The following is a 25,609-nucleotide window of genomic DNA, read 5'->3' as shown; positions in this document are numbered from 1 at the left end:
TGGCTGCCGGCGCGAGATGCCAACGGGAAAGAATGCCAGCATGAAAATGCCGTTACGCCTCGGTATGCTCATTCCTATGAACGGACATTGCCGCTACCTCGCTCCCGCTGCACTCACCCTCATGCTTGCCGCTTGCGTATCGCCACGCAGTTCGGTGGTGGTCGAACCTGCCGGCGGCGCGAAAGGACAGACCGTGGCCCCGGCGCGCGCCGGCGCGCCAGGCGGTTCGTATCAGGTGGTGAAGGGCGACACGCTCTACTCCATCGCCTTCCGCAAGAACGTGGATTTCCGCGACCTGGCCAGTTGGAACGGTATCGCCGCGCCTTACACGATTTGGCCAGGGCAGATGCTGAAGCTGTCGCCTTCCGGGGCGGCTCCGGCGTCCGGTGCGAGTCGCACGACGGTAGCGGCAACGGCAACACATGCTGCAGCATCGGCCGCGCAAACTCAGGCTGCTTCGCATCCGCCAGTCGCGGCGGCCAGCTCGGCGCCTGGCTTTCAGGCTGTGCCGCCTGCGAGTTCACACAGCACGGCGGCTGCGGTCAGCACTCCTTCCGTGACGGCTGCGGCGGCTACGACGGGACAGGCGACAGCGGCAGCTGCCTCGACGCCATCAAGCGCCACTGCCGTTGTACCGGTCGCCGGCGTGCCTGCAACAGCACACACTGCGCCGACAGTGCCGCAGCCTGCGCCCGCCGCGCCGGTGGCCGCGGGCGCCACACGCTCGAATGGCGGCGTTCTGTGGCGTTGGCCGGCCGAGGGTGGCCTAGGCAAGCGTTTTCAAAGTGGCGATGCCATCCCCGGCATCGAGATCCTGGGCAAGTCGGGCGACCCCGTGCGTGCGGCTGCCGATGGCGTCGTGGTGTACAGCGGCAATGGCTTGGTGGGTTACGGTGAGCTAGTCATCATCAAGCATAACGACAGCTTCCTGTCGGCTTATGGCCACAACAGCAAGCGCCTGGTGAAGGAAGGTCAGCGCGTCGGCGCCGGCCAGCAGATCGCTGAGATGGGTTCCACGGGCTCCACGCGCGACGAGCTGCAGTTCCAGATTCGCCGTGATGGCAACCCGGTCGATCCCATGGCTTATTTGCCGTCGCGCTGACAAGCGGTGCCGTTTTTTGTAGGAGCCCACCCTGTGGGCGACCTCGCACCATAATGGCTTCGTAGGTTTGTCGCCCACAGGGTGGGCTCCTACTAAAAGCTCAGCCCTCGGGCAGGATGAAGGCGGCGACCACGCGGCGGCGTTCGCCGGCTAGCAGATCGTAGGTGCGCGCCGCAGCGGCGTTGTCCATCACCTCAATGCCCACGCCTTGGCGCAGGAAGCCGGCCATGAAGGCGGCGGCGGGAAATACTTGACGCTCGCCGGTGCCCAGGATCACCACTTCGGGCTTCAGCTCGAGGATGGTGTCGACGTGTTCGGCATCGAGCGCGCCGGCATGTGTCACCGGCCAGTTTTCGATGGCGCGGTCTGGCGCCAGCAGCAGGCTGTGAGTGAATTCGCGATCGACGACGGTGATGCTGCGTGCGCCTACGCGGCGTACAAACAGGTAGTCGTCAGGGCGGTCGAGCGAGAGATCCATGGGGCGGATGTCAGCGGGGCAGGGCCAGCTTGGGTTCGTCTTCGTTGCGGCGGAACAGCACCACGATGTGGCCGATCTGCTGCACGTTTTCCGAATGGGTGCCGCCGGCGAGGAAGTCGATCTGTGCTTGGCGCTCATCCTTGTCGCCGCCGGACAGCTTCACTTTGACCAGCTCGTGGTGGGAGAGTGCCAGGTCCAGCTCCTTGAGCACGGCGTCGGTCGCGCCCTTGGCGCCCAGCAGGATCACCGGCTTCAGGTCGTGGGCGAGGCTGCGCAGGTAACGGTGCTGCGAGGGGGAAAGGGCCATGCGTTCAGTCTCGGATTCGCGGCGAATGGACCGTAAAGGGTATCATGCGGGCCATTCCCCGTATCTGTGGCCGTTGCCGATCATGACTCGCAGCAAAAGCAGTTCCCGCTGGCTGCGGGAGCATTTCGATGACGTCTATGTGAAGAGGGCGCAGGCTGAAGGTCTGCGCTCGCGTGCAGTGTTCAAGCTGGAAGAGCTGATCGAGCGCGACCGCCTGCTCAAGCCGGGTATGCGCGTGGTCGATCTGGGTGCTGCCCCGGGTGGCTGGTCGCAGCTGGTGCGCCAGCGGCTGGGGGATAACGGCACCGTGGTGGCGTTGGATATCCTCCCGATGCAGGGCATTGCGGGGGTCGATTTCCTGCAGGGCGATTTCCGCGAGGAGTCCGTGCTGCGCGAGTTGGAAGCCCACCTGGATGGTCAGAAGGTCGATCTTGTGCTGTCCGACATGGCCCCCAATATGAGTGGTGTCGCACTGGCCGACCAGATCCGCGCGATGGATCTGGCCGAGCTGGCGCTGGATTTCAGCCGCCAATGGCTGAAACCGGGCGGTTCGTTCCTGATCAAGCTGTTCCAGGGAGCTGGCTTCGATGATTACCTGCGTAGCTTGCGCGTGGAGTTTTCGCGCGTAACTATGCGTAAACCAAAGGCCTCTCGCGCCCGTTCGCGTGAGGTGTATGCACTGGCCACAGGAAGAAAGGTCAGTGACGGTCAACCGGGCGAGAACCGCGCATGAATGAAATGGCTAAAAACCTGTTGCTCTGGCTGATCATCGCAGTAGTCCTGCTGACGGTGTTTCAGAGCTTCAATCCGCGTGGCGCATCGTCGTCCGATCTGCCTTACAGCAGCTTCGTGCAGAGCGTGGACAACGGCAACGTTGCCACCGCCATGATCAGCGCCGACCAGCCGGCCTCCATCAGCGGCAAGCTGAAGGACGGCAGCACGTTTCACACCGTCGCCCCCGTACTCGGCTTTTCCACCAACTCGGTGGTCAAGCAGATGCAGGACAAGGGCGTGGAGGTTCGCCAGGAGCCGTCCAACAATGGCTTCTCGCTGCTTGGGCTGCTGATCAATTGGCTGCCCATCATCCTGATCGTGGGCGTGTTCATCTGGTTCATGCGTCAGATGCAGGCCGGTGCCGGCGGTCGCGGCGCCATGAGCTTCGGCCGCTCGCGCGCCAAGCTGCAAGGCGAGGACCAGATCAAGGTCAACTTCAGCGACGTCGCGGGCTGCGATGAAGCGAAGGAGGAGGTGGGTGAGCTCGTAGAGTTCCTCCGCGATCCGGGCAAGTTCCAGAAGCTGGGCGGCAAGATTCCGCGTGGCGTGCTGATGGTCGGCCCGCCCGGTACCGGCAAGACCTTGCTCGCCAGGGCCATTGCTGGCGAGGCCAAGGTGCCGTTCTTCTCCATCTCGGGCTCCGACTTCGTCGAGATGTTCGTCGGCGTTGGCGCCAGCCGCGTGCGCGACATGTTCGAGCAGGCCAAGAAGCACGCGCCATGCATCATTTTCATTGACGAAATCGACGCCGTCGGCCGCCATCGCGGCGCCGGCCTTGGTGGCGGTCATGATGAGCGCGAGCAGACCCTGAACCAGTTGCTGGTCGAGATGGACGGTTTCGAAGGCACCGAGGGTGTCATCGTCATCGCCGCTACCAACCGTCCGGATGTGCTGGACCCTGCGCTGCTGCGTCCGGGCCGCTTCGATCGTCAGGTGGTGGTCGGCTTGCCGGACGTGAAGGGGCGCGAACAGATCCTCAAAGTGCATCTGCGCAAGGTGCCGACGGCGGCCGACGTCGATCCGATGACGATTGCGCGCGGCACCCCGGGTTTCTCGGGTGCCGATCTCGCCAACCTCGTCAACGAGGCCGCGTTGTTCGCTGCCCGCGAGAACGCGCGCGACGTGCGTATGAACCACCTGGATAAGGCGCGCGACAAGATCTTGATGGGTACCGAGCGTCGCTCAATGGCCATGAGCGAGGACGAGAAGAAGCTCACCGCTTATCACGAGGCCGGTCACGCCATCGTGGGCCGCCTCGTGCCCGAGCATGATCCGGTTTACAAGGTCACCATCATTCCTCGCGGTCGTGCGCTGGGCGTCACCATGTACCTGCCGGAAGGCGACAAGTACAGCATGAACCGCGTTGCCATCGAGTCGCAGCTGTGCTCGCTGTACGGCGGTCGCGTGGCCGAGGCGCTGATCTTCGGTGAGGACAAGGTCACCACCGGCGCGTCCAACGACATCGAGCGCGCCACCAAGATGGCTCGCAATATGGCGACCAAGTGGGGTCTGTCCGACAAGCTCGGCCCGATGACCTACGGTGAAGAAGAGGACGAAGTATTCCTCGGCCGCGCCGTGACGCAGCACAAGAACGTCTCCAACGAGACCGCGCGCAAGATCGACGAAGAAGTGCGGGACATTCTCGATCGCGCCTACGCCCGCACCAAGCAGCTGTTGACCGACAACATCGACAAGTTGCATGTGATGGCCGATGCGCTGCTGCAGTACGAGACCATCGACGCGCATCAGATCGACGACATCATGAATGGCCGTGTGCCGGGTCCGCCGGCGGATTGGTCCAAGACCGCCTCGTCAGGCTCCACGCCACCGCCTCCGCCGCCGCGTGGCGATGCAGGAGCCAAGGTGGGTGACCCTGCGACGCAGAGCCGTCATCCGCATTCTTGAGCGGGGTTGTTTGGCAGTATCGATAGAGAGGGCGGCTAAGGCCGCCCTCTCTGTTTGTGGCGCCTTGCGCATCGTTCGGTTGTTCGAGTGCAAACGACGGCTACGTCGACTTGTTCAGAGCGTCCCTAGGCGATCCAGATTTGGACGGCTAGAATCCGCAACCTCGACGCAGCCGGTCGTCATCGAGAATGAATATTCTTGGCTCTCGATGAAAAAAATCTGAAAAAAGTATTGACGGCAACGCTTCGAATCTGAATAATTCCGCTTCTGGCTTCGGCGCTTTCCACCTCGGTGGTTTAGCGGCAAAGCAAAGGTTTACAGCGCGCCCGTAGCTCAGTTGGATAGAGTACCAGGCTACGAACTTGGTGGTCGGGAGTTCGAATCTCTCCGGGCGCGCCATTACAACGCAAAGTGTGGTGCTTGCATCATGATTTGCACCGGATGACAGGTCATCGTCATGCGGACCGGACGAAAGATGTGTTCGGTGTGCTTCGATACGGATTGACTAGGCGAAGCGTCACCCGTAGCATTTCAAAGCTTCGGCTTGCGCGAGCGATCGAAGGTTCGAAATCGGGGTATAGCTCAGCCTGGTAGAGCGCCAGCTTTGGGAGCTGGATGTCGTGGGTTCGAATCCCTCTGCCCCGACCAAGCAGTTGCTCTGCACCAAGTGCATTGCGCCTGTAGCTCAACCGGATAGAGCATCGGCCTTCTAAGCCGACGGTTGCAGGTTCGATTCCTGTCGGGCGCGCCAGTTCATCAAGGTTTACGGTGGGCGTAGCTCAGCTGGTTAGAGTACCGGATTGTGATTCCGGTTGTCGTGGGTTCGAGTCCCATCGTCCACCCCAGTTAAAATGTTAGAAGGGCCGTTAGCTCAGCTGGTAGAGCAGTTGACTCTTAATCAATTGGTCGAAGGTTCGAATCCTTCACGGCCCACCAAAACGAACAGGCGCTTAGGGAAACCTAGGCGCCTTTTCTTTGTGCCATGAAAAGTCAGCGCGTTTTGCGCAATAGGCCAACTGGATCTTGTCGACTTCGAGGTTACTGCCTGAAACTGCGAACGGATTCCAGGAGCGCGCCATGAGTGATTTCGATAGCCAGATCATGCAGGTTCTCGAAGGCTACAAAGCCGCCGTTCTCGCCAAGGACGTCGACGCCTTCATCAAGCTTTATGACCAGGATGTCCGGGTGTTCGACGCCTGGGGAACTTGGTCGTATCAGGGCGCAGCGGCTTGGCGGCAGATCGTCCAGCAGTGGTTCGCCTCGTTAGGCGAGGAGTCGGTGGCGGTGAGCATGGAGGACGTCCATGTCACTGGTGCGAAGGACATGGCGGTGATCAGCGCCATGGTGACTTATGCCGGCATATCTTCGACGGGCGAAAGAGTTCGGGCGATGCAGAATCGCCTAACTTGGGCCATGTCGCGCATGGGCGACAGCTGGGGGATCGTTCACGAGCACACGTCAGCGCCCATAGATTTTGACGATCTGAAGGCCATTCTTGAGCGCAACTGAGGAATCTTTGCGAGGTTGTTCTCGCATCGCCTGCCTTGCGTGGTAGCTGGTTTTGCGAGTTGCTACAGAGCACCATTCCAGCCTGATAGGAGCACTTCTTCTCGCATGCATGCGATTGAACGAAAGTCCGTGGAGGGACTTATGCATTCTGTCGGACGCCCTTCTGTCAGACGCCTTGGGGTGATCCTGATGTTAGTCAGTGCGGTTTGCCTGCAGGCTATGAACGCCTATGCGGCATTGGATGCGACTGGGCAGCGAGAAGTACAGGCGCTGCTGGTTTTCGTCGGCAGCAGCCATTGCACATTCATCCGCAATGGCAGCTCGTATAGTGCCGTAGAGGCGCAGGCACACTTGCAATCCAAGCTGGATTACCTGGTGCGCAAGGACCTAGTGAACTCCGCTGAGGAATTCATCGAGCGAGCCGCCAGCCAAAGCAATTTCAGCGGCAAACCTTACAAGGTGAGCTGCGACGGTAGGGAACGCCTGTCGGCGGACTGGTTGACGGAGGAGCTGCAGCATCTGCGGCAAGGGCCACCTTAAGGCCGCCTCGAAAAGCCTGCATCAAGCTCGTTATCCCCGAGGAAGCAGGGATCTAGCGGACTGTTGAGCGCTCATGCCTGCTACTGGGGAGGCCCGGCTCGGTCCATTCTGTGGAATGGCGGAACAATTTCCGAATGGCGGAAAAAACAAAGGCCCCAAAAGGGGCCTAAGTCATTGGTACCGGTGATAGGACTCGAACCTACACGACATCTCTGCCAGCGGATTTTGAGTCCGCCGCGTCTACCATTCCGCCACACCGGCATTGCAGCGGCACATTATGCCGGGTTCAGTTCACCGGGTCGAGACCCAATTGACGATCGCTGCGCTCGTAGCAGTGATTCTCGCCCACCGGCTTGAAGACGGCGCAGTGGGTCATCTGTCCGGAATAGATGTGCAGGCTGACCGCTACAGCGTCTTCGCTGGGGTTGCGGATGGTGTGGTATTCGTGCGGCGGGATCAGACTGCCGGCAGAGCCGGGGCCTGCCTGGATGGAGCCGACGGGTTGGAAGCGCCACTGGCCATCCGCCTCGCCGAGGCGCTCGTACTGCACTACTTCCAGCGCGCCGCTCCACACGCCTTCGACGCACCACATGCCGCAGTGGTCGTGGATCGGCGTGCCTTGGCCCGGGCCCCAGGTCATCGCTACGACGCAATAACCGTGCTCATCGCTGTGGTACAGCTCGCGGCGCGCGTAGCGGCCTTCGGCGGTTTCGAACACGCAGTCGGGCAGCTTTACTTCGTTGCCGCGGATCAGCTTGCACAGGCTGTTGCGCAGGCTGTCGGTGATCTCGGGCGTGGAAGGTTTGCTGACGGCGCTGTCGATGGCATCGATGAGCTTGCGACAGCCTGGGAATTCCATAGTGAGCATGACGTTCTCGGATGACGGTATTGCTGCGCCATCTTAGCAGCGCGGCGGGAAGGGGGGGGCTAGGGATGCTCTGATCTATTCCATGTACCCGTCACCGCCCTGTATGCGCGCAGCGGTTTGTTGCAGCGGCGCACGCGGGGAGAGTCCATGGATGGACTCGGCTTTGAGGAGCGAGGAAGGCAGACTGGCTGTCTGTCGAGACGCTGGGGCGAAGCGCTGCGCGCATACAGGGCGGCCCCCACGTGTTGAATAGGAATTGGGGTGACGTCCAGAAGGCCCGCAGGCTGCGCCGCGGCCAGTCTGCCCTGCGCCACGCACCACAGCCTGCGGACCTTCTGGACGTCATGCCGGGTACGTGGAATAGATCAGAGCATCCCTATGCGTTCAGAGTCGGGCGAGGAAGCCGCCGATGGCCCGGCTGTAGTTCTCAATATCGACCAAGAAGGCGTCGTGGCCCTGGGGTGAATCCAGCGCGACGAACTCCACGGCGGCGCCTGCGGCTTGCAGTCCTTCGGCGATCTGCTCCTGCTGCTCCAGCGGAAACAGAATGTCGGTGCTGACGCCGATGACCATCGCCTGCTTGATGCGGATGCGCTTGAGGCCTTCCATGATGCTGCCGTCGCCGTATTCGGCGATGTCGAACCAGTCGCTGGCGCGCGACAGGTAAAGATAGCTGTTGGGGTCGAAGGTGCGCACGAAGCGTTGTGCGTGCCCCTCCAGGTACGATTCCACCTCGAATTCAAAGCCGAATGGATTGTCGTCGCGCTGCTCGGCTTCGAGCCGGATGCGGGCGAAGCGGCCGTTCCACTCCATCGCCGAGCGATAGGTGATGACGCCAAGCTTGCGCGCGATGCTCATGCCGGTATCGGGGTAATGCTCGTTGTCGTACTGACCGTTGTTCCAGTGCGGGTCGAGGCGGATCGCTTCGCGTTGCAGCGAGCGAATGGCAATGGCGAAGGGCTGCGCCTGAGGAGCGGTATCCACGCTGATGTGGGCGTGCACGCTACCGGGGTGCAGCAGCATGTAGGCGAGCGCACTCATGCCTCCCATGGAGCAACCGATCAGGCAGGCCAGTTGCTTAATGCCTAGTCCGCCGACGGCCGCATGGGCGGCGTTGGCCACGTCTTCCAGGGCGAGTTCGGGAAAACTTAGGCGATAAGGTTCGCCGGTGGCGGGGTCGAGTGAAGCAGGGCAAGTAGAACCCTTATCACTGCCCAGCGAGTTCACGCAGATCACAAACCAGTGATCCGTATCAATCGCTTTGCCAGGGCCGATCATCGCCTCCCACCAGCCGGGTGACGGATCGACTTCATTGGAGGCCGCATGCGCGCTGGGCGATAGGCCGGTGAGAATCAGTACCGCGTTATCGCGCGCTTCGCTCAGCTTGCCCCAGGTCTCGTAGGAGACGCGGGCGCCGTGCAGTTCGCCGCCTCGCTTCATCGGGAAGGGGGAGGGTAGGTCGAAGTAACGGCGCGCGTCGTGGCTCATTCAATGGACCTTGTCGATGCTGATTTTTATCGGTGTGCGCGTGCTCACGTCGACCACGCCGGCATCGCCTTCCAAGTCGCCCGGCTGGGCAGCGGCCTGGCCACTTTTGCTGATACGGGCGCCGATGAAAACCCGCGACACGGAGGACAATTTGAGCTGCGGCGTCATGCCCATCGCGTCGGTCAGGGTGACCGCGGCTGGCAAGGCGTTCGCATCGAGTTTCGCCACAGCCAGCGGCATCGGCGGTCCTTGTTCGGCGCGAGCGTAGACGAACAGCGTATCGCCAGCGGCAAGCTTGCTTTTCAATGAGGGCGATAGCGCCACTTGCACCTGCAAGGCCGGGCCTTCGGTGGCGACTTGTGCGGTGGGCGTGGACGATGTCTTGCCACCCGCGCGCGCATCGGCCACGGCGATCTGCTCGGATACCGCCTGGGCGACGCTGGAACCAGGGTCGAGCAGGGGCTGCAGTTTGCGCCAGGTAGCGGCGGCTTCGGCGTAGCGATCATGTTGAAAGTCGCTGATGCCGAGCAGCCACAGGCCGCGTTGGCTGTCCGGCTCCTGCTTCACTGCGCGTTCGAGCAGCTCAAGCGCGCGGCCGTCGATGCGGTGGTCGGGGCGGACCATGGAGTCGGTCTCGGCCCAGCCGACCATCGCCGCAGTGTTGTTGGCGTCGAGACGTAGCACTTGGTCGTAAGCGTCGCGCGCTTCGCTGGGCTTATGCATGGCACCGTAGGTTTGCGCCAGCAGCAGCCAGCCCTGTGCATCGTCCGGTTTCTGTTCAAGGTGTGCGCGTAGTTCGGTAACGGCCTGGTCGATGGTGAGCGGGGATTCGGCCTGTGCCTTCACGCCATTCAGCGCCATCGGCGTGCCCACCCAAAGATAGATGCCCACCGCGGCGAGCGGCAGCACGAAGGCCACTGTCAGTGCCAGCGCGAAGATGCCGCGTGGACGGCCCATGTTGCGTCCCTGCCTTATCAGCGGCAGCAACAGCAGGGCCAGCGCCACGGCAATCATCGCCGCGGCGGCAAGGTAAAAAGCGAGCTTCACCAATCGTCCCCTTCATCATTCGCGCTTGCGCCATTCGATGCTGGCGGCGCGCTGCTGCGGCTGCGCTTACGGATAGTCACCACCACCACGCCGGCACCGGCCAACAGAATCAGCAGCGGGCCGAACCAGAGCAGCCAGGTGCTGGGCTGCACCGGCGGGTCGTACAAAACGAAATCGGAGTAACGATCGACCAGGTATTGCTTGATCTCATCGTCGCTCTTGCCCGATTGCATCAACTGGAACACTTCGCGGCGCAGGTCGCGCGCGAGGTCGGCATTGGAGTCGGCCAGGTTCTCGTTCTGACAAACCAAGCAGCGCAGCTGGCGAGTGAGCTGCTGGAAACGCACTTCCTCGGCGTGGTTCTTGAACGGAAGCGGGTCGATGGCCTGGGCGAACAGCGCGCCCGCGAAGAACAGCAGTAGGAGCGCACCCTGTGCGCGATGCCGGAAGCGGCGTTTTGCAGGTCGGTCGCCCACAGGGTGGGCTCCTACAGAGAGAGGGCTCATCAGGGCGTTTCCTTCGCCAGGGCGGCGATCGCCGGTTTCAGTTCCTTCTCGATCACAGCGGGTGTCAGCGGGCCGATGCGCTTGTAGCGAATCACGCCCTTGGCATCGACCAGGAAACTCTCCGGTGCGCCGTAGACGCCGAAGTCGATGGCCGTGCGCCCGTCGCGGTCGGCGATGATCAAGCCGTACGGATTGCCATGGCGGGCCAGCCACGCCTTGGCGTCGTCGGGCTCGTCTTTGTAGTTGTAGCCAACCAGCGGCACGCCGATGTTCTGGCCTTCGATCATCAGTACCGGGTGTTCCTCGCCGCAGGCGATGCACCAGCTGGCGAACACGTTGATGAGATAGGGCTTGCCCAGCATCGATTCGCGGCTGACTGTCTGCGCCGGGTCATCCAACTTCGGCAGGACATATGCCGGTGCAGGCTTGTTGATCAGCGGCGAAGGTACTTCGCGCTGATCATGCTGGGTGTTCCACCAGATACCGAAGCCGAACAGCACTACCAGCAGCATAAAGCCGAAGAACGGAACGAGCCGGCTCATGCACGCGACTCCTGAGCGGTAGTAGCCACGGCAGGCTCGGTAGCCGCAGCACGCTGCGTGCGGAAGCGACGATCGGCGGCGCTGAAGAAACCGCCCAGCATCATCAGCAGACCACCGGCCCAGATCCAGCGCACGAACGGCTTGTGATACAGGCGAAGCGCCCAGGCGCCTTCCGGATCTTTCTTGTCCATCGGCTCGCCCAAGGCGACGTACAGGTCGCGAGTGACGCCCGGATCGATGGCCGATTCGGTTTGTACCTGGCCGCGGGTATAGGTGCGCTTCTGCGGATGCATCACCGCCACTTCACGGCCGTTGCGCGACACCGTGACCGTACCCTGGTCGCCGTGCCAGTTCGGACCTTCCGTGACGTGCACGCCGTCGAAGCGGAATTCGTAGCCGCCAATACTCTGCGTTTGACCGGGTGCCATGCGCACATCGCGCTCTACGCTCAACGCTTCGGTGAGCAGCACGCCAGCGAGGAACACGCCCACTCCGATATGCGCCAAGAGCATGCCGGCCATTTCCGCCGGATAGCGGCGTCCGGCAGGCATCTCGCGCCAGCGCTTGAGTACATAAAGCAGAGTGCCGACGCCGCACCACACTGCCGCTGCCGTGCCGGCGATCGCTTTCAGCTGGCCGCCCGTCACGAAGGCCGCCACGATGGCGCAGGCCACGGCGGCGAAGCCCGCGCGATACAGCACGTTCTTCAGCAGCGAGGTCTCGCCCTTATTGCCCCAGCGAAGGTACGGGCCAAACGGCAGCAACAGCACGATCGGCAGCATCAGCAGGGTGAACAGGAAACCGAAGTAAGGCGGGCCCACTGAAATCTTGCCCAGATTCAGTGCATCGCCGACCAGCGGAAACAGCGTGCCCAGCAGCACCATCGCTGCAGCGACGGTGAGCATCAGGTTGCCGATGAGGATGGCGGTTTCGCGCGATACCACTGCGAACGGCTTGCCGCCGGCAACCTTGGGTGCGCGCAGCGCATACAACAGCAGCGAACCGCCGACGACCACCGCGAGGAAGCACAGAATGAACAAGCCGCGCCGCGGATCGGACGCGAACGCATGCACCGAGGTCAACACACCCGAGCGCACCAGGAAGGTGCCCAGCAGCGAGAGCGAGAACGCGAAGATCGACAGCAGGATGGTCCAGGCGCGCAGCGAGCCGCGCTTCTCCGTCACGGCTTGTGCGTGGATCAGCGCCGCGCCGACCAGCCACGGCATGAAGCTCGCATTCTCAACCGGATCCCAGAACCACCAGCCGCCCCAGCCCAGCTCGGCATAGGCCCACCAACTGCCCGCAACGATGCCGGCGGAAAGGAAACCCCAAGCCACATTGGTCCACGGCCGCGCCCAGCGCACCCAGGCTTGTTCCAGTTCGCCACCGAGCAGCGCGGCGATGGAGAACGCGAACGCCACCGAGAAACCGACGTAACCCATGTACAACACAGGCGGATGGAAAGTCATGCCCGGGTCTTGCAGCACCGGGTTCAGATCACCGCCGTCAGGCGGCATCGGCAGCAGCCGTTCGAACGGATTGGAGGTGAAGATGATGAAGGCGAGGAAGCCCACCGCGATCAGGCCGAGCACCCCCAGCACGCGCGAGACGAAGACTTCGGGGAGGTTACGGCTCAGTGCGGCCAGCGCCACCGTCCACAGGTTGAGGATGAAGATCCACAACAGCAGCGAACCTTCGTGTGCGCCCCACACCGCAGCTAGACGGTAGTACCAGGGCAAGGCGAGGTTGGAATTGTCGGCGACGTAGCGCACCGAGAAATCGAAGTGCAGGAAGGCCCAGCTCAACACACCGAAGGCGAGCGCGACGAACACCGCTTGCCCCGCTGCCGCCGGGCGCGCCACGGCCATCAGCGCACGGTTGCCGCGCCATGCCCCGATGAGCGGAAGCATGCCTTGCGCCAGCGCCAGCAGCAGGGCGAGGATCAGCGCGAGTTGGCCCAGTTCTGGGGTCATTGTGGTTTGTCCTGCAGCGCGGCTTCATTCACTTGCTTGCCTTCGTGCGCCTTGGCCATGGCGTCTTTCAGTTCTTTCGGCATGTAGGTTTCGTCATGCTTGGCCAGTACCTCGGTCGCGATGAAGCGCGCGTTGTCCATGTGACCGGTCGCGATCACCGACTGGTTGTCGCGAAACAGGTCGGGAAGAATGCCGATGTATTCGACTGGCATCGCACCGCCGGCGTCGATCACGGTGAACGTAACCTTGAGCGAATCGCTACTGCGCTGGATCGAGCCGGCCTTGACCATGCCGCCGAGGCGGAAGGTTTTATAACGGGTCGCCTCGCCCGACTGCACCTGGCTCGGAGTGAGCAGATAGTTCATGTTCTGCTGCAAGGCGAACACGGTCAGGCCGATGGCAACGGCCGCGGCCGCGATGACCAGAAGCACAATGGTGAGCCGACGTTTACGGGTGGGATTCATGAGTCACTCTGCGGCGATCGTTTACGGCGATGTCGTCGGGTTGCGTTGCTGCCTTGCGCTCTGACGCGCAAGGCGCGCGCGAAGTTCGCGCAAGTTACGGCGGCGGCGCAGACCAGGCGAGAGGTAGTCGGCGATCAGCACCGTGAAGAACACGGCGTAGGCCGGCCACACGTAGGCGGCGTAGCCACCCATGGCGAAAAAACTGCTCACTTGCGTGCCTCCTGCTCCGCGATCTGGCGCACCCAGTCCTTGCCGCTTTCCATTGCCAGCAGATCGGTGCGCACGCGGCCGAACAGGCTGGCGATGTAGTAGAGCTTGGTCGCCCCCATCATCGTCAGCAACGGCCACAGCATGTCGCCGCTCATTTTCGAGGGGCCGAGGATGCGCACCGTGGAACCCTGGTGCAGGGTGTTCCACCAGTTCACCGAGAAATGCACGATCGGCACGTTGATGATGCCGATGATGGCGAGGAATGCCGCCGCACGCGCGCCCTGCCGGCGATCCTCGAACGAGTGGTACAGGCCGATCACACCCAGGTACAGGAACAGCAATACCAGCTCGGAAGTAAGGCGCGCATCCCAGGTCCACCACGTGCCCCACATCGGCTTGCCCCACAGCGAGCCGGTGACCAGGGTAATGAAGGTGAAGGCCGCGCCGATGGGCGCCGATTCCATCGCCACCACTTCGGCCAGCTTGAGTCGCCACACCAGTGCGATGATCGAGGCCACCGCCATCACGGCGTAGATAAACAAGCTCATCCACGCGCTGGGCACGTGGATGAAGATGATGCGATAGGCGTCGCCCTGCTGGTAATCGGCCGGCGCCAGCACCAAGCCGCCGTAAAGCGCGGTTGCGCCGAGTAGCACGGCAAACGCCATGGCCCACGGCCGCAGCGTGCCGGCGAAGCGGTAGAACATCGGCGGCGAGCCGAGCTTGTGCAACCAGAGCGGGATCCAGTTCGCCATAACTATTCAGGCATCCAGGGCAATGCGGAGAGCAGCGGCGCAAGCCAGCGGTGCCAACACCAGGGCCAGGGCCAATGCAGCACCCAACCAGGCGATGGGTGCAAGCCAGGGCAACCCTTGTTGAGCCGCGGCAATCGCGCCGGCGGCAAAGATGACTACGGGCACGCAAAGCGGCAGCAGCATCAGGGCCAGCAGCATACCAGAGCGGCGTGTGCCGGCCGTTAGCGCGACCAGGATGGCGCCGAGCAGACTGAGCAGCGGCGTCGCCAGCAGCAAGGCTAGAAGCAGTACCGGCATCACGGCGGTCGGCAGGTGCAGCATGCCGGCGAGCAGCGGCGCGATCACGATCAAGGGCAGGGCGGTGGTCAGCCAGTGCGCAAGGATCTTCATGCCTAGCATCAGCGCCAGCGGCTGCGGAGCCAGTACCAGTTGCTCCAGCGAGCCATCTTCGATGTCGCTGCGGAACATCGCATCCAGCGCCAGCAGCATGGCCAGCAGCACGGTCACCAGCACCACGCCACCCGCGATCCGCTGCAGTAACGCATCTTCCGGGCCGAGGGAAAAAGGGAACAGGGTGACGACGATCAGCGCGTATAGCACCGGCATGGCGATGTCGCCGCGCCGGCGCCAGGCCAGGGTGAGGTCGCGTCGCAGCAGAGCGGCGCAGGCGGGGCCAAGTGGCGCGTGGCTCATGCGTGCATCCGGATGCGCCGGGGCTCGCCACCCAGAAAACTCACCGCGCCATGGCTGGTGACCAGCGCGCCGCCACCGCGCGCCGCGTGCTGTTCGAGCAGGCGGTTGACCAGCTCGATGCCAACGCGATCGAGGTTGGCGTAGGGTTCGTCCAGCAGCCAGAGCGTGGCCGGCAGCAGCAGCAAGCGGGCCAATGCGGCGCGCTTCTTCTGGCCGGCGGAGAGGCGGCGCACGGGTTCGTCTTCGTAGCCGGATAGGCCGATGTCGACCCATACCCCGTCTGCAGCCATGTTGTCACGCGCGCCGTAGAGACCCGCCGCTATGGCCAGGTTCTCTCGCGCACTGAGATCGGCTTTCAGCCCGAGGTGGTGTGCCAGGAACACGATGTCGCCCAGATGGGCGTCGCGCTGCCAGCGTTCGCCGCGCCACAGCAGCTCGCCTTCGTCGACGTGCAGCAGGCCGGCGAGAATGCGCAGCAGGGTGGTTTTGCCGCTGCCGTTGTCACCCTCCACCAGCGCCACTTCACCCTCACGCAGGCGAAAGTCCAGCGGGCCGAACACGGGTTCGTCCTGGCGATAGAAGGACAGCGCCCTCGCTTCGAGTAGAAGCGGAGCCTGGGTAGACGAGGCAGTCATTCCTGCGATTGTCCGCAATGGCTGCCGGGCTTGTCCATGTGGCGCAGTGCCGCCGCGATGTCGTTGGCGTGGCCGTACACGTAAGCGTTTTGTTCGAACGTCCTGGCCACGGCGTCCAGCGTGGCGGCATCGGGCCCGACGACCAGCAGGCTTTCTTCTCGCCAATCAGCGCCTACCCCGAGACCGGCATGGATGGCACGGGTTTCGGGAAGTCCCTGCAGCACAGTCAGAAGCCGGCGCTGGGTTTTGCGGTTCAACTCGCGCGCACGGGGCTGGGAAAAGGGATTCCACGCCGTGATGAACCCCCAGGGGCGAGGTCCAATGAGAGAAGCCAAAGCAGCCGGCAAAGGCTGGTCGATTCGGATGACGGCCCAGCCACCCTCCCGCAGGCGCACCCGATATTCGGCGGCACGGTAGGCGGCGAGCAGGGTGTCATCCATGCCGCAGATGGGGTAAGGGCGGGAGGGTGGCTTTCAGCGCGCTGACGGCGGCATCGAGGTTCACGCTGTGCGCGTCGCTCGAACCTCGCAGCAATTGCTGCAGCAACTGGTCCTGCGCGCGACCGCGCTCGAACGCGTAGGCGTACGGCAAGTGGGTGAAGGTGACCATGCGATAGCGCGCCATGAAATGGTCCGGCGCTCGCTCGGCCAGCAGGGCGCCTAGTTCACGCTTGGCCAGGTAATGAGGGTCGGCTACGGAGTCGCGCATCTCGACGTAGTTTTCCAGCGCCATGGCGGCGATCGCGTCGGCATTCGGCTGACGGATGCGCTGGAACTCGGCAAAGACGCCAGCCGTGTCCTCCGGCGCTTCGGCCAGTAGTGATGCGAGCACCACGGTGTCCTCGAATCCGCAGTTCATGCCCTGGCCGTGGAAGGGCACGATGGCGTGCGCGGCATCACCGATCAGCAGGGCGCGGCCATCCAGGTGCCAGCGATCCAGATAAAGCGTGGACAGTGTGCCGACGGGATGGCTGCCGTAATCCTCTGCGAAGTTGGGGATCAACGGCAGCAGGTCGGGAAAGTCGTCGCGGAAAAACGCTTCGGCCGCCGCGGTGTTCGGCAAGGTAGCGAAACTCGGATGCGCCCCCTGGCCAGGCAGGAACAGCGTGACGGTAAAGCTGCCCTCGGTGTTGGGCAGCGCGATGCACATATAGCCGCCGCGCGGCCAGATATGCAGGGCGTGCGGCTCCAGAGCGAACTGGTCGTGTCCGCCGCTTTCGCCCAGCAGCGCGATTGGAAGCTCGCCGGCAGGCGGAATCTCGAGTTCCTTGTAGGCGTGCCCAAGCGGCTCCACCCGTTCGCCAAGCGGCGCATAGGCATGCATGGCCGAACGCAGCGCCGAGCCGGCACCATCGGCGCCGATCAGCACGTGGGCGTCGACACTACGCTCGGTACCTTGCTCATCGGCCAGGCGGATACGCCGCGCGTCGAAATCCGCGTCGACCAGCGATTGGCCGAAATGGAAGCGCACGCCGGCCGCCTCGGCAGCATCCAGCAGCAGCATGTTCAAGGCGCCGCGCGAAACGGACCAGATCACTTCGCTATCGTCCACGCCATACCGCTGCAGCCCGGAGCGGCCATCGCGCGTGTGCACCATGCGCCCGCGCATCATCACGGCGCGTTGCAGCACATCTTCGGCGAGCCCTGCGGTGCGCAGAGCCTGCAAGCCGCGTTCGGCCAGCGCCAGGTTGATCGAGCGTCCACCGAGAAAGCCCGCTTGGCGCGGGTCGGGGCGCTTCTCGTAAACATCGACGGTAAATCCTCTCCGGGCCAGCTGCTGGGCGAGCAGGGCGCCTACCAGGCCGCCGCCGATGAGGGTAATGGGGGACTGCATCAACTGCGGCATGGCGCATTCCGTCGATCGAATCGCCGCACTTTATCAGGCGGCTGCGTCTCCCGGCGCGGGCCACGCTGAGATAGGGGACGGGCTCCTAGAAGCTCATGAAGTACCTACCGTTCACTGGCAAGTTGGCGCCGGTGATGTAGTCGGCGTTGTCAGAGCTGAGGAAACGCACCGCACGTGCGATGTCGGCCGGCGAGCCGACGGGAATGTCCGCAACCCTGAGCAAGTCGCTGGCAAATCTCCGCGCCGAGATCGCCAATGCCGCCGGTGACGGTGGCGACGCGCTTTTTCATGGATGCAGGCTCGGCCATGCCGCACGGCAGCACATGCTGTACCGCAACGGTTGGGTTCACAGGAAGGCGCCGGTGGACAGTCGCCACCGGCTGGACAGGCAGCAGCGGTGTGCTGCCTTACTTCTTGGTGCCGCGGTTGGCCGGATTGGCTGGATTCGCCGGGTTAGCCTGGGTGGCAGCATCGACCAAGCCGCGCTGCATGGATTTCCACGCTTCCATGTTGCGCTCGGTCAGCTCGTTGAGCATCGTCCACGGGGTCTGGCCCAGCATGCTGTTCAACTGGGTGCGGAACTGTTGCTGCTGGTCGAGGAAGACCTGCAGGCTGCGCTCCAGGTACGGACCCATGAAGCCCTGCAGCGAGTCGCCGTAGAAGCGGATGATCTGGCTCAACAGCTGCGGGGACAGCATCGGCTGACCCTTCTCCTCGTGCTCGGAGATGATCTGCAGCAGCACGGAGCGGGTCAGGTCCTCACCGCTCTTGGCGTCGCGGACCTCGAAGGTTTCGCCGTCCAGCACGAGCTGACGGACCTCTTCCAGCGTGATGTAGCTGGAGATTTCCGTGTCGTAAAGCCGACGGTTCGGATACTTCTTGATGGTGCGGATCGTTTGTGCCATGCGGCGGAAGCTACCAGATCGTATTGCGCCGCACCAGTCGCCTGGGGCACTTTTTTGCTGCACCCGAAAGATGCAGCAAAAAAGTCATTCAATCTTTGTGATCAATGGCCTACGGCCCCACCCGCGTTGCCGAAGGGCGGTTTGGCGAACCACAGCACGGGAATCATCGCAAGGAACAGCATCGCGCATAGCCAGAACACGTCGTTCACGGCCAACGTCAGCGCTTCGCGCGTCAATAGCTGATCGACCAGGCTCAGGCCCTTGGTGCCGGTCAGGCCGGCGTGGCTCAGTCCCTGCAGAAACTGCGTGGTCGCGGGATGGTCTGGTGTCACGCTTTCGGTCAGCACCGCGTGGTGGAACTCGCCGCGATGCTGCCACAGCGTCACGCTGACCGCAGTGGACACGCTGGAACCCATGGTGCGGCAGAAGTTGGCCAGACCCGAGGCGCTGGCAATCTGGTCGCCTGGCAGGCCCGACAGGTACACCTGGTTCAACGGGATGAAGAAGCAGGCGATACCGGCGCCCATGATGAAGCGGGGCAGTACCAGCGTGGCGAACGAGGCCGAACTGTCGAAGGTCGAAAACCAGAGCGAGGTGCCGGCGAAGATCAGGAACGCCACCGTCACCACGGCACGTAGATCCAGCCGGTTGATATTCGCGCCGATCACCGGCGCCATCAGGAAGGCGAGAATGCCCACCGGCGCGGTCGCCAGGCCGGCCCAGGTGGCGGTGTAGCCCAGCGTGGTCTGTAGCCACAGTGGGAACACCACGTTGATGCCGAAGAACGCCATCATACCAAGCGATAGCGCGATCACACCCACGGTAAAGTTGCGCCGCTTGAACAGCGACAGATCCACGACGGGATGCTTGGCATGCAGCTCCCACACAATCAGGAAAACGATGCACACCAGTGCGGTAATGCCCAGCACCGTGATCATCGGCGAGGCGAACCAGTCGTGGTCGTTGCCGTTGTCGAGCATGAACTGCAGGGCGCCCACGCCGACGACGAGCAGCACCAGGCCAATCACGTCGATCGGTGTCTGGTAAGTCTTGGTCTCGCGTTTGTGCAACAGAGTCCACGTGATGACCGCGGCCAGCATGCCCACCGGCACGTTGATATAGAAGATCCACGGCCAGGAGAAGTTGTCGGTGATCCAGCCGCCGAGGATAGGGCCGAAGATCGGCGCCACCACCACGGTCATCGCCCACAACGCCAACGCGATGCCCTGCTTTGCCTTGGGGTAGCTGGATAGCAGCAGGGTTAGCGACAACGCCACCATCGGGCCGGAGCCGGCGCCCTGCAGCAGGCGGCCAATCACCAGCAGCGGCATGCTGTTGGCAAGGCCGCACAGCATCGAGAACACCACGAACAGCAACACCGATCCGATGAAGGTTTTCACCTCGCCGAATCGCCGTGCCAGCCAACCGGTGAGCGGTTGCATGATCGCGCTGGCGAGTGCGTAGGAGCTAATCGTCCACGTGCCCTCGTTGGGACTCACGCCGAGGCTGCCGGCGATGTGCGGCACGGCCACGTTGACGATGGTCATGTCCAGCACCTCCATGAAGGTGCTGAACGCGACGGCGATGGTCAGAAGGACCAGTGCACCGCCTTGCAGTGGCTTCAGGGGTGCAGCGTCGTTGGGCGTGGCGGCCATGGTCTGCTCGGGCTCAGTGAGTGCTGCGGCTGCTCAGGTTTTCGCCGATGATGCGATCGGCCTCTGCGTCGGCCTTGCTCGCCATCTGCTCATACACCTTGGTTTCTGCGGCCGGTTGCTGTGCTGGTGCCTGAGCCAATACGGGCCCCTTGTCGTCGGTGATGTTCACGGTGGTGTCGGTGGACAGGCCGATGCGCAGCGGATGCTGCTCAATATCCTTGTTGTCGATGGCGATGCGCACGGGCACGCGCTGCACCACCTTGATCCAGTTGCCGGTGGCGTTTTGCGCAGGCAGCAGCGAAAACACGCTACCGGTACCGGCACCGAGGCCAATCACCTTGCCGCGGTACTTCACGCCACTACCGTAGACGTCAGCGACGATCTCGGCCGGCTGGCCGATGCGGATGTGGCGCAGCTGGTTTTCCTTGAAGTTGGCATCTATCCATAGATCGTGCAGCGGCACCACCGTCATCAACTGCTGGCCGGGTTGCACGCTATTGCCCAATTGCACGCTGCGCTGCGCGACGTAGCCGGTCACCGGCGCGAAGATCGCGTTGCGCTGGGCGGCGACCCAGGCGGCGCGGAAGTTGGCGCGGGCCTGTTCCACGGCCGGGTTCTGTGCGACCTCCGTGCCTTCGATAGCGGCATGTGCTGCATTGGCCTGCGCCACGGCCGAGTCGAGCGCAGCCTGTGCCTGTTCCACGCCATCGCGCAGGTGCTGCACAGTTTCCGGGGCTTCGGCTTGCTCGGCGATCAGCGGCAGGCGACGCTTGAGGTCCGCCTGGGCCTTCTTCAGGTCGATGCGTCGAGCCGCAACGGCGGCATCGGCACCCGTTGCCGTATCCGTCTGCTGGCGCACCTGGCGCACAGCCTGGGCCAATGCACTGCTGGCCTGGCGCAGACGCACATCGGCGTCAGTGCTGTCCAACTTCACCAGCACCTGGCCGGCTTCCACGCGCTGCGTGTCGTCGGCGAGGATCGCCACCACCGTGCCCGGCACCTGTGCGGAAATGGCGACCTGGTTGCCGCCGACATACGCGTTGTCGGTGGTCTCGCGGGTGGAAAACACAAACAACCACAACAGGAACCAGCCCAGGCCGAGCGCGACGAAAATAAACGTGACGATCAGCAGGGCGCGACGGCGCTTGCCCGGATTCTTCGCGGCCATGCCGTTGTCATTGGCGTCTTTGCGCGTGGTGGATTCAGTGGCGCTCATGATCGGCGGCTCCGGAAGAAGATGAAGAAGTAGAAGAGGCGGGTGTGTCGTTGTCGCGCTGAGCAGCACCGTCGCCAGCGACGTGGTAGCCGCCGCCGAGCGCCTTGATCAGCGAGAGATCGGTCGACAGTGCCTGTGCCTGCAGAGTGAGTGCGTCATCGCGTTGTTGCAGCAGTTGCGACTTGGCGCCAAGGGTCTCGCGGATATCGCGCACACCTTGTCGTGCCCGCGCCTGCGCATTTGCCACTAGACGCTCGTTAGCGTCGATCTGCACAAATTGTTCCTTGCGTCGCGCCACCAACTGCTGGGCGGTGAGACTTTGCACCGAGACGTCGCGTGCGGCGGACAGCACTGTGCTGTTGTACTGCGCCACCGCGGATTCCAGCTGTGCTTTGCTCGCGCGGAAGTTCGCCTGCAGCAGCCCACTGTTGAAGATCGGCAAATGCAGGGCAGGGCTCAGCGCAAAGACGCGGCTGGACGCATTGAACAGCTTGTCCAGATCGATGCTGGACAGCCCGGCCATGGCCGAGATGCTGATGTCGGGGAAAAATTGCGCGCGGACCAGATCGGTCTGTTTCAGTGCGGCCTCGACCTGCCAGCGGCTGGCGGCGATATCCGGGCGGCGCGCGATCAGGTCCATGCCGACGTGGGCCGGCAGGCCGCCATCGATCGCCGGAAGGGGGCGCGGCTGCAGCGCCGGCATATCGGCAGGTGCGACACCGATGAGGCTGGCCAGCGCCGCCTGACGGATCTTGGCCGAACTTTCCAGGGCCACGAGCATTTCGCGGGCGGCGGCCTGTTGGGCCTTGGCCTTCTGGGCGTCGTCGGGTAGATCGACGCCTTGGCGCACACGCAGATCGGTGACGCGGGCGAACTGATCCTGCGTTTCCACCTGTAGGCGTGCGACATCGATGCGAGCCTGATCGGCGAGCCAACCGAAATAGGTGTCGGCTACCGCGTTCTGGATGGCGAGCGCGGCCGCGCTACGTTGCGCTTCGGCGGCGTGCGCCTGGTCAACCGCGGACTCGATGGCCGAGCGCTTTTTGCCCCACCAGTCGAAGTCGTACTGCAGCTGCACGCCAAGGTCGGCCTGGTTGTACCAGGTGAAACCGAGGAAGCGCGAAGGAATCAGGCCGTGTTCACTCAGGCGCTGGCGAGTGACTTCCGCGCTGCCGTTGACGCTGAGGCCGGCCTGCGCGGCGGCGATGCGGATCGACTGTTGCGCCGAATCCACGCGCGACATCGCCTGGGCCAAATCCGGCGAGCCTTTCATGGCGCGCGCGATCAGATCGTCCAGCTGCGGATCGTTGTACTGGCGCCACCATTCGGTCTCGGGCCAGCCGGCGCGAGCGGGGGCTTCGATGCCAGCCAGCGGCACGTCGTCGCGCAAGGCGGGGTGTTGCAACTTGGCGGGAATGGCGCAGCCGGCCAGCGCCACGGCGATCGCCGCGACGATGGCTGCGCGACGACCGATGGTGCGGCGTTGCGGGGGAAGGGCAGTCATGGACGGGGGTCCGAAGCGGTGAGGTTGTCGATGTTGGCGGCCACCCGGCGCAGCAGGTGGTCGAGCGTCTTCTTTTCGCCGGCGCTCAGGCTGGCGAAGGCGCCGTGTACGCGCGGATACAGGGTGGGCAGCAGTTTGCGCGCGAAGCGCTTGCCCGCTGGCGTGATGCTCAGTTCGATCCGGCGGCGATCTTCGGCGCTGGCGGCGCGAGTAATGAAGCCGAGCTTCACCAGGACGTTGGCGATGCGCGTCATGTTGGTGGCGCCTTGCTGCGCCGCGTCGCACAGTTCGCTTGGCGAGGCACGCCCATCGGGGGCGCTGTAAATCATCATCAGCGTACGGAAGTCGCTGTCGCTCATGCCGTAGGGCTTGAGCAGCTGGTCAATGTGCGCGACCACCGAGCTGCTGGTCATCAGGAGCAGGCGGAGCAGGACGACCTCGCGCACCGGAAGCCCGGGCATAGTCTCGCTGACCCGCGTAATGCCGGCATCCATATGGGTGATGCATTCTTGCAGACTGGACATTTCACCAAGAAATAGTTCACCAGTGAACTATTAAGCTAACAGTCGGTTCAGCATCCCCGCAAGTGTCCAGTGTTCCTTGTCATCAGTTTGCAGAAGAAATAGTGGCGAGGAACGCTAGGCCAGACGGAACAGGTCGCGCGCGTTGGCGGTGGTGCGCGTCGCGATCTCATCCTCCGTGACGCCACGCAACTGCGCGACGATCCGCAACACTTCGGTCACGTGCGCCGGTTCGTTGCGCAGTCCGCGATGGCATGCGCCCGGTTGGTCGGGGGCGTCCGTTTCCAGCAAGAGATGATCGATCGGCATGGTCGCGACAATGCGGCGTAGCCGCTGGGCGCGCTCATAGGTGACGGGACCGCCTATACCTATGTGAAAGCCAAGCTGCCAGAGCTGTTCCGCCTGCTGCTCGCTGCCGGAGAAGCTGTGCACGACGCCGCGCAGGCCGCCGATGCGGCGCAGGGTGGAAGTTACCTCGTCGAGCGCCCGGCGGGCGTGCACGATGACTGGGAGATCGACATCCCGTGCAATGCGGAGTTGCTGCTGGAAATAGTCGCGCTGGCGTCCGGGGTCGAGATCCTCAAGAAAGAAATCCAGGCCGATCTCGCCGACGGCCACAGCGCGATGGTCATTCAGCCAGTGGACAAGATCGTCCACATGCTCGGGACGGTGCTGGTCGAGATACATGGGATGAAGTCCGTAGGCGGGGTGCGCCTCCGGATGGGCTTCGCAGAGCCTGGCGATCCCTGGCCAGGAGGCCTGGTGGATGGCTGGCACGATGACCGTCCGCACGCCAGCGTCGCGCGCACGCTGGAAGGTGGCGTCGCGGTCGCCGTCGAAACTGGGGTCGTCGATATGAGCGTGGCTATCGGTTAGGTCGATCACAGGAATTGCCGGATGAACGGGCTAGCATGGCTCGGCTCGGTCTAAGCAAGCATTCAGTCGGCCGAGAGTTCAATGAATTCACTACGGATCGCCTTAAATGGTGCGGGGTGCGCCAGTGATCCATACAGGAGAGCATTATGAGCAGGTTAGTCATTTCCGCGCTGAATTTGGGTCTCGGCGCCGTCCTTGCGGTCGGCCTGACGGCCTGTAACCGGGAGGCGAACGCCGATGGTGGCGTGGGCGGGATGGCTTCGCAGTCGGCGCCGGCTGGTGCCAAATTCGCCCGCGTGGTCAGTGTGACGCCGGTGCGTGAGGAGGCCAGCGCCCCTCGCCAGGAATGTCACGATGAGGTGGTGACCCACCGTGCGCCGGTGAAGGATGAGCATCAGATCGCGGGTACCGCCATCGGCGCGGTGGCCGGTGGCTTGTTGGGCAATCAGATCGGCGGCGGCAAGGGCCGTACGTTGGCCACGGTGGCAGGTGCCGTTGGCGGCGGTTATGCCGGTCATGAAATCCAGAAGAACCGTCAGGAGAACAACATGGTCTCCAGCACGCAGCGTCGTTGTACGACGGTGGCGGGCAAGGGCGGCGACCGAGTGGTTGGCTACGATGTGGCCTATGAATACAACGGTGTGACGCGCACGATCCGCATGGATCACGATCCAGGCGATCGCGTGCAGATTCAGGAAGGTGTGGTCGCCGTCTCTGATGCACATTGACCTGACGCACGTTGACCTTCATCGAGGATCTCGCCATGAGGACATTGTTTAACAAGCGTCTGGCCGGTGCAGCTTTGGCTACCTGTTTTGCGCTGCTGGCGGCATGCGCCACGCCGCCGCCGAGAAGCTATGGCGGCGGTGGCTACGACAACGGCGGCTATGGCAATGGCGGTTACGGTTCCAATCGCTGCATGCAGTGTGGCGTGGTGAATGACGTACAGGTGATCAACGTCGACAAGAGCGCCTCGCCGCTGGGCATGGTCATTGGCGCGGTGGCGGGCGGTCTGCTCGGCAACACGGTAGGTAAGGGCAATGGCCGAACGGCGGCGACCGTGGTGGGTGCTGTAGCCGGTGGTGCTGTCGGCAACGAGGTCGGCAAGCGCAATAGTGGGCCGGATACGGCGTATCAGATCAGCGTCCGTCTCGACGATGGCCGCTATGCGACGGTGACCCAGGCCGACGACCCTCAGGTGCGTCGCGGCGACTATGTCGAGATCCGTAACAATCGAGTGTATCGCCAATGATTGATTGGACGTCTAGACGTCTTTTCAATGAAACAAAAA

At 63.3% G+C, this 25,609-nt stretch carries 28 protein-coding genes, 6 tRNA genes and 1 pseudogene; 12 read left to right on the top strand and 23 right to left on the bottom strand.

All coding sequences use genetic code 11. The features are described 5' to 3' along the window. Positions 1-40: 40 nt before the first annotated feature. A complete protein-coding gene (locus tag OUZ45_RS18185; RefSeq protein WP_425601715.1) occupies positions 41-1,102 on the top strand; it encodes a peptidoglycan DD-metalloendopeptidase family protein in 1,062 nt (353 codons plus the stop codon). Positions 1,103-1,202: 100 nt separating this feature from the next. Here the strand turns inward: OUZ45_RS18185 and OUZ45_RS18180 are convergent, their stop codons facing one another. Together OUZ45_RS18180 and yhbY are read right to left on the bottom strand one after the other, a co-directional pair. Continuing rightward, positions 1,203-1,580, bottom strand: coding sequence for an Mth938-like domain-containing protein (locus OUZ45_RS18180; RefSeq protein ID WP_266171620.1), 378 nt, complete (start codon positions 1,578-1,580; stop codon positions 1,203-1,205). A gap of 10 nt (positions 1,581-1,590) precedes the next feature. Next, positions 1,591-1,887, bottom strand: a complete 297-nt coding sequence (gene yhbY, locus OUZ45_RS18175; protein WP_266171618.1) for a ribosome assembly RNA-binding protein YhbY — start codon at positions 1,885-1,887, stop codon at positions 1,591-1,593. An 82-nt stretch (positions 1,888-1,969) separates the two neighbouring features. Between yhbY and rlmE the strand changes: the two genes are divergently transcribed. The 9 genes from rlmE (at position 1,970) to OUZ45_RS18130 (ending at position 6,615) form a co-directional block, all read left to right on the top strand. Then, complete coding sequence (gene rlmE, locus OUZ45_RS18170; RefSeq protein WP_266171616.1) at positions 1,970-2,620, top strand: 23S rRNA (uridine(2552)-2'-O)-methyltransferase RlmE; 651 nt, start codon at positions 1,970-1,972, stop codon at positions 2,618-2,620. Further along, positions 2,617-4,566, top strand: a complete 1,950-nt coding sequence (gene ftsH / locus OUZ45_RS18165; protein WP_266171614.1) for an ATP-dependent zinc metalloprotease FtsH — start codon at positions 2,617-2,619, stop codon at positions 4,564-4,566. The genes rlmE and ftsH overlap by 4 nt, the downstream gene beginning before the upstream one ends. 322 nt (positions 4,567-4,888) lie before the next feature. After that, positions 4,889-4,965, top strand: a tRNA-Arg gene (locus OUZ45_RS18160). Between the two features lie 172 nt (positions 4,966-5,137). Next, positions 5,138-5,214, top strand: a tRNA-Pro gene (locus OUZ45_RS18155). A 26-nt stretch (positions 5,215-5,240) separates the two neighbouring features. Further along, a tRNA-Arg gene (locus OUZ45_RS18150) sits at positions 5,241-5,317 on the top strand. 17 nt (positions 5,318-5,334) lie between these two features. Further along, a tRNA-His gene (locus tag OUZ45_RS18145) sits at positions 5,335-5,411 on the top strand. A 15-nt stretch (positions 5,412-5,426) separates the two neighbouring features. Next, positions 5,427-5,502 (top strand) — tRNA-Lys (locus OUZ45_RS18140). 141 nt (positions 5,503-5,643) lie between these two features. Beyond that, entirely contained in the window at positions 5,644-6,075 is a 432-nt protein-coding gene (locus OUZ45_RS18135; protein WP_266171612.1) for a YybH family protein, read from the top strand. Positions 6,076-6,264: 189 nt separating this feature from the next. Further along, positions 6,265-6,615, top strand: a complete 351-nt coding sequence (locus tag OUZ45_RS18130; RefSeq protein WP_266171610.1) for a YfeK family protein — start codon at positions 6,265-6,267, stop codon at positions 6,613-6,615. Positions 6,616-6,790: 175 nt separating this feature from the next. On the opposite strand, the gene OUZ45_RS18125 is transcribed toward OUZ45_RS18130, so the two are convergent. The 21 genes and pseudogenes from OUZ45_RS18125 to OUZ45_RS18025 form a co-directional block, all read right to left on the bottom strand. After that, a tRNA-Leu gene (locus tag OUZ45_RS18125) sits at positions 6,791-6,876 on the bottom strand. A gap of 25 nt (positions 6,877-6,901) precedes the next feature. Then, a complete protein-coding gene (locus OUZ45_RS18120; protein WP_266171608.1) occupies positions 6,902-7,483 on the bottom strand; it encodes a cysteine dioxygenase family protein in 582 nt (193 codons plus the stop codon). Between the two features lie 384 nt (positions 7,484-7,867). Next, the gene (metX, locus tag OUZ45_RS18115) at positions 7,868-8,971 is read right to left on the bottom strand and encodes a homoserine O-acetyltransferase MetX (protein WP_266171607.1); all 1,104 of its coding nucleotides are present in this window, start codon (positions 8,969-8,971) and stop codon (positions 7,868-7,870) included. Continuing rightward, positions 8,972-10,018: a tetratricopeptide repeat protein gene (locus OUZ45_RS18110; RefSeq protein WP_266171605.1), complete on the bottom strand. Its 1,047-nt coding sequence runs from the start codon at positions 10,016-10,018 to the stop codon at positions 8,972-8,974. Further along, positions 10,015-10,494, bottom strand: a complete 480-nt coding sequence (locus tag OUZ45_RS18105) for a cytochrome c-type biogenesis protein (RefSeq protein ID WP_425601714.1) — start codon at positions 10,492-10,494, stop codon at positions 10,015-10,017. The genes OUZ45_RS18110 and OUZ45_RS18105 overlap by 4 nt, the downstream gene beginning before the upstream one ends. A gap of 29 nt (positions 10,495-10,523) precedes the next feature. Beyond that, positions 10,524-11,066, bottom strand: a complete 543-nt coding sequence (locus OUZ45_RS18100; RefSeq protein WP_266171603.1) for a DsbE family thiol:disulfide interchange protein — start codon at positions 11,064-11,066, stop codon at positions 10,524-10,526. Beyond that, positions 11,063-13,039: a heme lyase CcmF/NrfE family subunit gene (locus OUZ45_RS18095; RefSeq protein ID WP_266171601.1), complete on the bottom strand. Its 1,977-nt coding sequence runs from the start codon at positions 13,037-13,039 to the stop codon at positions 11,063-11,065. Before OUZ45_RS18095 ends, OUZ45_RS18100 begins: the two co-directional genes overlap by 4 nt. Beyond that, entirely contained in the window at positions 13,036-13,503 is a 468-nt protein-coding gene (gene ccmE / locus OUZ45_RS18090) for a cytochrome c maturation protein CcmE (RefSeq protein WP_266171599.1), read from the bottom strand. The genes OUZ45_RS18095 and ccmE overlap by 4 nt, the downstream gene beginning before the upstream one ends. A gap of 21 nt (positions 13,504-13,524) precedes the next feature. Then, positions 13,525-13,713 carry a heme exporter protein CcmD gene (ccmD, locus tag OUZ45_RS18085; protein WP_266171597.1) on the bottom strand — a complete coding sequence of 63 codons (189 nt, stop codon included), beginning with the start codon at positions 13,711-13,713 and terminating at the stop codon, positions 13,525-13,527. Next, complete coding sequence (locus tag OUZ45_RS18080; protein ID WP_266171595.1) at positions 13,710-14,468, bottom strand: heme ABC transporter permease; 759 nt, start codon at positions 14,466-14,468, stop codon at positions 13,710-13,712. The genes ccmD and OUZ45_RS18080 overlap by 4 nt, the downstream gene beginning before the upstream one ends. A gap of 6 nt (positions 14,469-14,474) precedes the next feature. Further along, positions 14,475-15,161 carry a heme exporter protein CcmB gene (gene ccmB, locus OUZ45_RS18075; RefSeq protein ID WP_266171593.1) on the bottom strand — a complete coding sequence of 229 codons (687 nt, stop codon included), beginning with the start codon at positions 15,159-15,161 and terminating at the stop codon, positions 14,475-14,477. Continuing rightward, complete coding sequence (gene ccmA, locus OUZ45_RS18070) at positions 15,158-15,796, bottom strand: cytochrome c biogenesis heme-transporting ATPase CcmA (protein ID WP_266171591.1); 639 nt, start codon at positions 15,794-15,796, stop codon at positions 15,158-15,160. Before ccmA ends, ccmB begins: the two co-directional genes overlap by 4 nt. Next, a complete protein-coding gene (locus OUZ45_RS18065; RefSeq protein ID WP_266171589.1) occupies positions 15,793-16,236 on the bottom strand; it encodes a DUF3293 domain-containing protein in 444 nt (147 codons plus the stop codon). Before OUZ45_RS18065 ends, ccmA begins: the two co-directional genes overlap by 4 nt. Beyond that, positions 16,229-17,641 carry an FAD-dependent oxidoreductase gene (locus tag OUZ45_RS18060; RefSeq protein WP_425601713.1) on the bottom strand — a complete coding sequence of 471 codons (1,413 nt, stop codon included), beginning with the start codon at positions 17,639-17,641 and terminating at the stop codon, positions 16,229-16,231. Before OUZ45_RS18060 ends, OUZ45_RS18065 begins: the two co-directional genes overlap by 8 nt. A gap of 85 nt (positions 17,642-17,726) precedes the next feature. Continuing rightward, positions 17,727-17,855 (bottom strand): annotated as a pseudogene (locus tag OUZ45_RS18055) (acetoacetyl-CoA reductase); the annotation flags it as partial. Positions 17,856-18,048: 193 nt separating this feature from the next. After that, positions 18,049-18,546, bottom strand: a complete 498-nt coding sequence (gene phaR / locus OUZ45_RS18050) for a polyhydroxyalkanoate synthesis repressor PhaR (protein WP_266171587.1) — start codon at positions 18,544-18,546, stop codon at positions 18,049-18,051. A gap of 101 nt (positions 18,547-18,647) precedes the next feature. Further along, on the bottom strand, positions 18,648-20,201 hold the full coding sequence (locus OUZ45_RS18045) for a DHA2 family efflux MFS transporter permease subunit (RefSeq protein ID WP_266171585.1): 1,554 nt from the start codon (positions 20,199-20,201) through the stop codon (positions 18,648-18,650). Positions 20,202-20,214: 13 nt separating this feature from the next. Then, positions 20,215-21,417, bottom strand: coding sequence for an HlyD/EmrA/EmrK family protein (locus OUZ45_RS18040; protein ID WP_266171583.1), 1,203 nt, complete (start codon positions 21,415-21,417; stop codon positions 20,215-20,217). Then, positions 21,404-22,921 carry an efflux transporter outer membrane subunit gene (locus tag OUZ45_RS18035; RefSeq protein ID WP_266171581.1) on the bottom strand — a complete coding sequence of 506 codons (1,518 nt, stop codon included), beginning with the start codon at positions 22,919-22,921 and terminating at the stop codon, positions 21,404-21,406. Before OUZ45_RS18035 ends, OUZ45_RS18040 begins: the two co-directional genes overlap by 14 nt. Beyond that, the gene (locus tag OUZ45_RS18030) at positions 22,918-23,445 is read right to left on the bottom strand and encodes a MarR family winged helix-turn-helix transcriptional regulator (protein WP_266171580.1); all 528 of its coding nucleotides are present in this window, start codon (positions 23,443-23,445) and stop codon (positions 22,918-22,920) included. Before OUZ45_RS18030 ends, OUZ45_RS18035 begins: the two co-directional genes overlap by 4 nt. A 114-nt stretch (positions 23,446-23,559) precedes the next feature. Beyond that, positions 23,560-24,327, bottom strand: coding sequence for a TatD family hydrolase (locus OUZ45_RS18025; protein ID WP_266171579.1), 768 nt, complete (start codon positions 24,325-24,327; stop codon positions 23,560-23,562). Positions 24,328-24,464: 137 nt separating this feature from the next. Between OUZ45_RS18025 and OUZ45_RS18020 the strand changes: the two genes are divergently transcribed. Then, positions 24,465-25,046 (top strand): glycine zipper 2TM domain-containing protein, encoded by a 582-nt coding sequence (locus OUZ45_RS18020; RefSeq protein ID WP_266171577.1) that lies wholly within the window; start codon positions 24,465-24,467, stop codon positions 25,044-25,046. Between the two features lie 35 nt (positions 25,047-25,081). Next, positions 25,082-25,570: an outer membrane lipoprotein gene (locus tag OUZ45_RS18015; RefSeq protein ID WP_266171576.1), complete on the top strand. Its 489-nt coding sequence runs from the start codon at positions 25,082-25,084 to the stop codon at positions 25,568-25,570. Positions 25,571-25,609: the final 39 nt, after the last annotated feature.

It is taken from the genome of Dyella subtropica, assembly GCF_026283965.1.
Classification (GTDB): domain Bacteria; phylum Pseudomonadota; class Gammaproteobacteria; order Xanthomonadales; family Rhodanobacteraceae; genus Dyella_D; species Dyella_D subtropica.
The sequence above is the reverse complement of the archived record's forward strand: the minus strand, read 5'-3'. Positions and strand labels throughout refer to the sequence as shown.

Excerpts from the sequence above, each read along its gene's own strand:
- OUZ45_RS18035 (WP_266171581.1), bottom strand. The coding sequence starts at position 22,921 with ATGACTGCCCTTCCCCCGCAACGCCGCACCATCGGTCGTCGCGCAGCC.
- yhbY (WP_266171618.1), bottom strand. The coding sequence starts at position 1,887 with ATGGCCCTTTCCCCCTCGCAGCACCGTTACCTGCGCAGCCTCGCCCAC.
- OUZ45_RS18030 (WP_266171580.1), bottom strand. The coding sequence starts at position 23,445 with ATGTCCAGTCTGCAAGAATGCATCACCCATATGGATGCCGGCATTACG.
- rlmE (WP_266171616.1), top strand. The coding sequence starts at position 1,970 with ATGACTCGCAGCAAAAGCAGTTCCCGCTGGCTGCGGGAGCATTTCGAT.
- ftsH (WP_266171614.1), top strand. The coding sequence starts at position 2,617 with ATGAATGAAATGGCTAAAAACCTGTTGCTCTGGCTGATCATCGCAGTA.
- ccmE (WP_266171599.1), bottom strand. The coding sequence starts at position 13,503 with ATGAATCCCACCCGTAAACGTCGGCTCACCATTGTGCTTCTGGTCATC.
- OUZ45_RS18120 (WP_266171608.1), bottom strand. The coding sequence starts at position 7,483 with ATGCTCACTATGGAATTCCCAGGCTGTCGCAAGCTCATCGATGCCATC.
- OUZ45_RS18130 (WP_266171610.1), top strand. The coding sequence starts at position 6,265 with ATGTTAGTCAGTGCGGTTTGCCTGCAGGCTATGAACGCCTATGCGGCA.
- metX (WP_266171607.1), bottom strand. The coding sequence starts at position 8,971 with ATGAGCCACGACGCGCGCCGTTACTTCGACCTACCCTCCCCCTTCCCG.
- OUZ45_RS18065 (WP_266171589.1), bottom strand. The coding sequence starts at position 16,236 with ATGGATGACACCCTGCTCGCCGCCTACCGTGCCGCCGAATATCGGGTG.
- phaR (WP_266171587.1), bottom strand. The coding sequence starts at position 18,546 with ATGGCACAAACGATCCGCACCATCAAGAAGTATCCGAACCGTCGGCTT.
- OUZ45_RS18095 (WP_266171601.1), bottom strand. The coding sequence starts at position 13,039 with ATGACCCCAGAACTGGGCCAACTCGCGCTGATCCTCGCCCTGCTGCTG.
- OUZ45_RS18045 (WP_266171585.1), bottom strand. The coding sequence starts at position 20,201 with ATGGCCGCCACGCCCAACGACGCTGCACCCCTGAAGCCACTGCAAGGC.
- OUZ45_RS18020 (WP_266171577.1), top strand. The coding sequence starts at position 24,465 with ATGAGCAGGTTAGTCATTTCCGCGCTGAATTTGGGTCTCGGCGCCGTC.
- OUZ45_RS18060 (WP_425601713.1), bottom strand. The coding sequence starts at position 17,641 with ATGCCGCAGTTGATGCAGTCCCCCATTACCCTCATCGGCGGCGGCCTG.
- OUZ45_RS18185 (WP_425601715.1), top strand. The coding sequence starts at position 41 with ATGAAAATGCCGTTACGCCTCGGTATGCTCATTCCTATGAACGGACAT.
- OUZ45_RS18040 (WP_266171583.1), bottom strand. The coding sequence starts at position 21,417 with ATGAGCGCCACTGAATCCACCACGCGCAAAGACGCCAATGACAACGGC.
- ccmB (WP_266171593.1), bottom strand. The coding sequence starts at position 15,161 with ATGAGCCACGCGCCACTTGGCCCCGCCTGCGCCGCTCTGCTGCGACGC.
- ccmA (WP_266171591.1), bottom strand. The coding sequence starts at position 15,796 with ATGACTGCCTCGTCTACCCAGGCTCCGCTTCTACTCGAAGCGAGGGCG.
- OUZ45_RS18080 (WP_266171595.1), bottom strand. The coding sequence starts at position 14,468 with ATGGCGAACTGGATCCCGCTCTGGTTGCACAAGCTCGGCTCGCCGCCG.
- OUZ45_RS18100 (WP_266171603.1), bottom strand. The coding sequence starts at position 11,066 with ATGAGCCGGCTCGTTCCGTTCTTCGGCTTTATGCTGCTGGTAGTGCTG.
- OUZ45_RS18015 (WP_266171576.1), top strand. The coding sequence starts at position 25,082 with ATGAGGACATTGTTTAACAAGCGTCTGGCCGGTGCAGCTTTGGCTACC.
- OUZ45_RS18135 (WP_266171612.1), top strand. The coding sequence starts at position 5,644 with ATGAGTGATTTCGATAGCCAGATCATGCAGGTTCTCGAAGGCTACAAA.
- OUZ45_RS18180 (WP_266171620.1), bottom strand. The coding sequence starts at position 1,580 with ATGGATCTCTCGCTCGACCGCCCTGACGACTACCTGTTTGTACGCCGC.